We start from the raw sequence: 7,394 nt of genomic DNA on the forward strand, positions 1-7,394 counted from the left end.
GAGGTATTGCAGTCCATTATGTCTGATCAATTTTTAGCAGAAATACGCATTTTTGCCGGTAATTTTCCGCCGAGAGGCTGGGCGTTTTGTAATGGGCAGTTGCTAGCGATCAGCCAAAACACGGCTTTGTTTTCGCTGCTTGGCACGACTTATGGCGGGGATGGCCGATCGACGTTCGGGCTTCCCAATCTGCAAGGCCGCGCCCCTATGCATCCGGGACAGGGACCAGGTCTCTCGATGCGTGATTTAGGCGAAAGCGGCGGACAATCAAACGTGACACTTCTTCCGAACGAAATGCCTGCTCACAGCCATTCTGTGAAGTACGCTGATTCACTGGAGCCTCAAAGCGCTCCTGCTGGCGCTCTGCCGACTGCAACACACGGCAGGAGAAGCGGAGCGATTTATGGTGCCGGACCGGCAACGCAAAGTATGCATCCGATGGAGGTTCAAGTCGCTGGCGGCGGACAACCGCATAATAACATGCAGCCGTATTTAACGTTGAATTTCATCATCGCGCTGCAAGGTATATTTCCGCCACGATCCTAGTTTTATAGAGTCTATGTTTACGAGTAGTTTGCTTCGCAAAACTAGGTTTATGCTTACGAAGTTAAGTTTTGCTTCGCAAAACTAAGCGTATGCTTACGAAGCAAGTTTTGCTTCGCAAAACTAGGTTTATGCTTACGAAGTTAAGTTTTGCTTCGCAAAACTAAGCGTATGCTTACGAAGCAAGTTTTGCTTCGCAAAACTTTTAGGAGGAAACATAATGTTACGACAATGGGCAGGGCTTCCAAAGCGCTTCAAGCATGCAGCAGTTGCGGCAATCGCCGTCGTTCTGATTGCCGTCGCTGGTTTGGGGATATCGCAAGCGATATCGGCTGCTGGAGACACCACGACGGTAACGGATGCAGCATCGCTTAGAGCTGCGCTAGCTAGTCCAGATAACTATCAGATTATTAATCTATCTCCCGGGGATTATAATCTCGGCAATACGCCGCTGAACATTAATAAGGGCATCAAGTTGATTGGCGACGCAGGAAACCGCAATGGGGACGCGAGCAAAACGAAGCTAATCGCTTCTGGCGGCCGGGCAATCGTCATAAATGATAGTCTGAACAGTACGTTTGCCGACGTAGCGATTGAAGCGCTGACGATTACTGGCGGACAAGCGCCTGACGAATTCTATGGGGGCGGCGGCATTAATGCCGATACGGGAACATCGACATTGTCGCTGTACAACGTTGTGGTCGCTAACAACAAATCCGGCGACACGCTTGGCGACGGAGGCGGGATGTACGTCTCGGGCTTAGATGGCGGCAAGCTGCTTCTCGACCGGGTTATTGTATCCAATAATACAGCTGCAGACGGTGGAGCGGGACTGTATGTCGACGGGGATATTGAAGTCAGTATCATCAGATCGACGTTCGAGGGAAATCAATCGGGCAAAAAACCAGGCGGCGCGATTGACCTCATTCCGGCCTCCCAATCGGGAGCGGGTCCGCTGCGAATTGCAGACAGTTCGTTTATCGGAAACAAAGCAATCGGCAGCTATGCTGGAGCTTTGTCTATTAATATTGCGAACACGATTATAGAAAATAGTACGTTTAGCGGCAACCAGGCGAAATACGGAAGTGCGATCGTTACTTCGGTAGAAGCTGCGCAAGCCGTGCAGCCGATTTTGAGGCATGTAACCATTTCCGCAAATACGAATACGGAAAAAGGCGGTGCGCTTTATGTCGCTGGAGGAGCTCCAACGCTTCTCAGCTCCGTCGTATCAGGTAATTTTCCTGCATCTACCAATGCGGATATAGCGGTTGGAGACGGAGGAAAGAAGCTTTCTCAGCAAACTAGCACTCATAACGTTGTGTATAAAGCGTCGGACGTATTTACAGGAACCTCGGCCGGCAGCGGAAACCTGTTGGATACTGACGCAGGCTTGGAGGCGCTTGCCGATAATGGCGGGTTTACAAGAACGCATGCCTTGAAAGCAGACAGTCCGGCAAGAAGCGCGGGCGGTACATCCGGCTCGAAGTATGATCAGCGGGGCTTTCCAAGACTCATTGTGAGCAAAACGGCGGCAGGCGCTTTTGAAGGACAGCGCCAGGCGGTGCGATTTGGCAATACGTATTCGCAGCCTTTCGATTTCCAAAGTGATACATCATCAATAGCAATGGCACTTACGAAGCAAACATCCTCTGTAATCGATAGCTATGATTTGGCGGGAACCGGACAGACTCGTACGTTGACTGTTGTACCGAAAGCCAATACAGCGGGAGATGCGACGTTTACGTTTACAGTCAATCGAACGATTGCCGGCGTTGCCCATACGTTAACTGGGACGCTGGAGTTGAAGTATTACGTTGCGCCTGACCTCACCGTAGAAATGTCGCATAACGGCGATTTCTATCAAGGGCAGAAGGATGCGACCTACACCATTAAAGTAGAGAATATTGGCCTTATGCCTACAACGGGAACGATCTCGTTAACCAGCCAGCTTCGCGCTGGATTAACGGCGAAGTCCATCGCAGGAACAGGATGGAGTTGCCCGGCCGGAGGCCTGACATGCACTTATGCCGGTTCAATTGCACCGGGAGGATCTGCTGTCTTAACGATAACGGCCGACGTTGCAGATAACGCCAGCCTGAGTACGCTCGACAGTGAAACGACGATTTCTGGCGGCGGTGAAGAAGCTGAAGATCTCGGTAACAACAAAGCGGTGGACAGTACTGCCGTTCAGCCGGTTCCGAAGGTCACGTCGGTTTCTGTTCCTGCTAGCGGAACGTACAAGGCAGGAGATCCCTTAACCTTTATGGTAAACTTCGACGTGCCGGTCAAGGTAACGGGAGTACCTCAATTGTCGCTGGCAATCGGGAGTGCGCAAGTGAAAGCATCTTATATTAGCGGTTCTAATACGGGACAGCTTACCTTCGGATACACGATCGCGGAAGGGCTGTCCGATTTGAATGGCATCGCTATTGGCAGTGAACTCGAATTAAATGAAGGAACACTAGTTAGCGATAAAAATGCGCCTGCAGTGAGGACGCTGAATAGTGTTGGATCGACCAGCGGTATTATAATTGATGCGGTCCCTCCTGTTGTTACCGGAGTGCAGCTGCCTTCGAACCGAATCTATTTAATCGACGAGGAGCTGTCATTTACCGTTCAATTCAGTGAGACTGTATCGGTAACAGGAGTGCCGCAGCTTCCAATAAAAATTGGCGACGATACGGTTAACGCCATATTTGCCTCAGAAAAATCGCCGACGGAGCTTGTATTTACTCTCACTATTGAGGAAGGGTACAACGACGACGACGGTATTGTTTTGGGAGCCCTATCTCTTAACGGGGGTTCAATTAACGATCTGGCCGGCAATACGGCCGTGCTTACCATTCCAACAGGCATTGATACGTCAGGCATCCGAGTTGATACGAAATCGCCGGAATGGTTGAAGCTGGACGTCCCGGATCCGGGCTATTATAAGGCAGGAGGCTTGCTCGTTTTCCAAGCTGAATATAGTGAGAAGGTTACCGTTGCCGGAACTCCTCGAATTGCCTTCGATATAAACGGCGAGATTGAATATGCCAATTACAGTTCCGGTTCAGGTACCAATAAGCTTCAATTCAACTACACGATTCAGGCAGGAGATACCGATAACGATGGGCTTTCGTTCTCATCGCCTGCAGCAATGGATTTGAATGGAGGTTCAATCAAGGATCAGGCTGGCTATGATGCCAACCTGTCGCCTGCGGCTCAGCCGATTATGACTGGGATTATTGTTGATACGACGGATCCGTTCATTCAATCGGTCTATGCGGAACCAGGAACCTACACCTATGGCAGTACGGTTGCAATTGAGCTTCGTTTGAGCGAGCCAGTAACAGTATCTAGCGGCTCTTTGCAGTTATCTCTTAAAGTCGCCGGACAAACAGTCAATTTGGATTACGCAGGTACTAGCGGAGTAACCGATAAGCTGGTATTTGATTATGAACCAGGGACAAATGTTCAAGATTTGGACGGGATAGAGCTTGTATCTTTAACCTTCGAGAGCGGATCAACCATTACCGATTTAGCAGGAAATCTCCTGTCATTGGTACTGCCAAGTCCAACTGTCCTTTCCGACGTCAAGATTGATACGGTCGTTCCAGAGATCGTAAACCTGTCGGCAGCGAGCGGCAGCTACAAATTAGGCGAAACGCTGTCTTTTATAGTCAAATTCAGTGATAAAGCAGTTGTCAAAACAACAGGCGGAACGCCTTACTTGTCTTTTGAATTAGGTGCAAAAACATTCCGTGCCAGCTATGATTCGGGCAGCGGAACAACGGAATTGACCTTTAAATATGTACCGGCAAACGGTGATGCAAACGGTGAGACAGTCAATGTTCCCGCGGGAACGGCTGTCCAAGCAAACGGCGGATTGATTGTAAGCGAGAACGGAAACACGGTACAGCTTACAATTACTGCAGCATATGATCTTACCAGCGTAAAGGTTGACTCCACTGTGCCTAGCTTCACTGGCGTAACGGCAAGTGCATCAGGGACCTATGCAGTTGGTGACGAGTTGACATTCGTTCTGCCAACGAGCGAAGCCGTCACGCTTAATACGACGCAAGGTACTCCTGAATTGGAACTGCTTGTGGGCGGAACAGCACGGACAGCTCTTTTCGATGCTGTGAACTCCAGCGCTAGCCAGCTTGCATTCCGGTATATGGTCATTGGCGGTGATCACGATGAGGACGGTATTCAGCTTAAGCAGATCAAACTGAACCAAGCGATTATTACTGATGCTGCAGGCAATGCATTAAATGAGACGCTTCCTGCCTTATCAGAGATTATTAAGGTGGATGCTTTGATTCCTGCTATTCAATCGGTGGAATCGACAGAAGCCGGCGTGTATCGCGAAGGTAAAGAGCTCGTATTTTCCCTGGTATTAAATAAACCGGTGACGGTTAATACCTCGGGCGGTTCGCCAGTACTAGCGCTGACAATAGGAAGCAAGACCGGGAACGCAGCTTTTGTGAATTCGGCGGGCAATAAATTAACGTTTACTTATACGGTAGCCGCGGGAGATACGGACAATGATGGTATTGCCCTTGGGTCGATCAGCCTGAATGGCGCCGTTATAAAAGACAGCTCGGGCAATTCGCTGGATATGACATTACCTGCCCTGCAACTGCCTATCATTATTATTGATACAACTGCACCGGACGCGCCTCGGTTTGAAGCGGCAAACGGTACAAAGCTGAGCTTCGATGCTATTTCTTTTAATGGAACGGCTGAAGCGGGAAGTACGATTCATGTAACGGTTGACGGGAATACAGCTGTAGCGACCGACATTGCGGATGCGGACGGCAAGTGGTCTGTAGAGATTTTAGGACTTGCGGAAGGGGATTACACATTGAAAGCCGTTGCGTCTGACGCGGTCGGCAATCGAAGCTCAGATGCGGTTCTCTCCTTCACCGTCGTGCCGCGAATAGCATTTAGTCCAGCTAGTTATAGTGTAATTGTTGGTCAAACGACCGCTATCAAACTTGAGACCAGCTATTCGGATGGCAGCAAGAAAGATATTACAACTGAAGCTGTATATCAGATCGATAAACAGGAAGTAGCTGTAGTAGAAGGAACAAACTTGAAGGGTGCCGGTTCAGGCAGCGCTGTATTGACTGCGCAATGGGCAGGATTGTCGGTAGCGGCACCAGTAACCGTCCTAATGCCAAGTGGCAGCGGCGGCGGGTCCGGAGCAGGAGCCGGGAATGATTTCTTTGATATCCAGCTTACTGTGAATGGTATAAAGCTGAATAAACCGATATCGATCAAAGATGTGCAAGCAGGTTATGTTACGTTGTCATTCGAGGACAAGCAAGTTTCATTCGCACTGGACGTTGCCGAACTGAATAAACTTCTGCGGATGAACGAGAAGCTTGTCATCGAAGTAATGACAGAGTCAGGGTCGATTGAATTTTCGGTTAAGAACCGGATTGAGCAGGCGAGCCGGGAGCTTGGCAGCACGGGTTCGGTGAGTGCATTTACATTTGAACTTGGTCCAGCAACTGGTGCTAATGCAACAGCCATTCAAACCAAGCTGTCAAGCCTTGGAGCCAAAGTATTGGCTGGACCAGTAGAAATGAAGATCGGATATATTGACGGAAAAAGCAGTCAGCATGCATTTTCGACTTTTGAGGAATATGTGGACCGTATGATTCCGCTTGGCACATCGAAGCCAGCGTATGGGTCTGCTGTACTGCGCTTTGACTCCGCTAGCGGGGAGTTCCGCTTCGTTCCTGCGAAATTCACTTCGAAAGACGGTCAATGGTATGCTGAAGCGAAAGACCGGGTTGCCGGAACGTATATCGTTGTGAATCGAGCGGTTCAGTTCAAGGATACGGCTGGACATTGGGGAGAAAATGAAATCAATCTTCTTTCTTCCATGTTCGTTGTGCAAGGCAAGGATAAAGGCAAATTCGATCCGGAAGGCTCGATTACCCGTGCTGAATTTGCCGTCTTGCTGTCGCGAGTACTTGGTCTAACTAACAGCACTGGCAAGGAAAGCTTCCCTGATGCAGAAAATGGCTGGTATGCGGATTCGATTAACGCAGCAGCGGCTGCTTCTATTATCAATGGTTATAATGATGGAACATTCCGTCCAAATGCGACCGTTTCCCGTGAGGAAATGGCGATCATGATGGTTAGAGCCCTTCGTTATGCAGGTATTGAGCCGGAAGGCAACGGAACGGTGGGCGGGTTCAAAGACCGTCAGTCCATATCAGATTGGGCTGTAGAAGCCGTGGGGCAAGCCTCACAGCTTGGACTTGTCAAAGGAGATTCGGCAGGCAGCTTCCGTCCGGCCGATCATGCGACGAGGGCAGAAGCGGTAACGATGCTGTTCCGTCTTATGAAGCAAGCTGATTTAACACCTTGGGAATAGGGATTACTAGAAAAGCGCCTGGAACGTCTTAAAAGACGATTCAGGCGCTTTTTCTAACAGATAAAGGCGTCTATCGACATATTTCGATTTTATTTTACAAAAAGGCTTGCAATGTTCTAGTCATCCATGGTATATTCTATTTCCGGCCGAGAGAGACGCGGTTGGCGAGGCAAGCAGGACAAGCTTTGTGAAGAGCGGAAACACTCCAAACAAGCTGAAAAAAAGCTTGCATCGAGATAGTGGATGTGGTAAGATAACATCCGTTGTCGAAACAAAACATTGTTCTTTGAAAACTGAACAACGAGCAAAACTGCCCTATTGATTCTAACGAATTAATAGAAAAGCGATAAAACAAAGTAATGAGCAATTCAACTTTCTCGACTTTCAATCAATCGATCTACTCGGTCGCTTGAAAGCTCGTATAATGGAGAGTTTGATCCTGGCTCAGGACGAACGCTGGCGGCGTGCCTAATAC

The 7,394-nt window shown here is 49.2% G+C and carries 2 protein-coding genes; both read left to right on the forward strand.

Annotation, left to right across the window (positions count from 1 at the left end; genetic code table 11):
- Positions 1-18: 18 nt before the first annotated feature.
- A complete protein-coding gene (locus IEX98_RS23710) occupies positions 19-546 on the forward strand; it encodes a phage tail protein (RefSeq protein ID WP_188892155.1) in 528 nt (175 codons plus the stop codon).
- Between the two features lie 217 nt (positions 547-763).
- The gene (locus tag IEX98_RS23715; protein WP_188892157.1) at positions 764-6,919 is read left to right on the forward strand and encodes an S-layer homology domain-containing protein; all 6,156 of its coding nucleotides are present in this window, start codon (positions 764-766) and stop codon (positions 6,917-6,919) included.
- The last annotated feature ends 475 nt before the right edge of the window (positions 6,920-7,394 follow it).

It is taken from the genome of Paenibacillus radicis (ex Gao et al. 2016) (genome assembly GCF_014641555.1).
Classification (GTDB): domain Bacteria; phylum Bacillota; class Bacilli; order Paenibacillales; family Paenibacillaceae; genus Pristimantibacillus; species Pristimantibacillus radicis.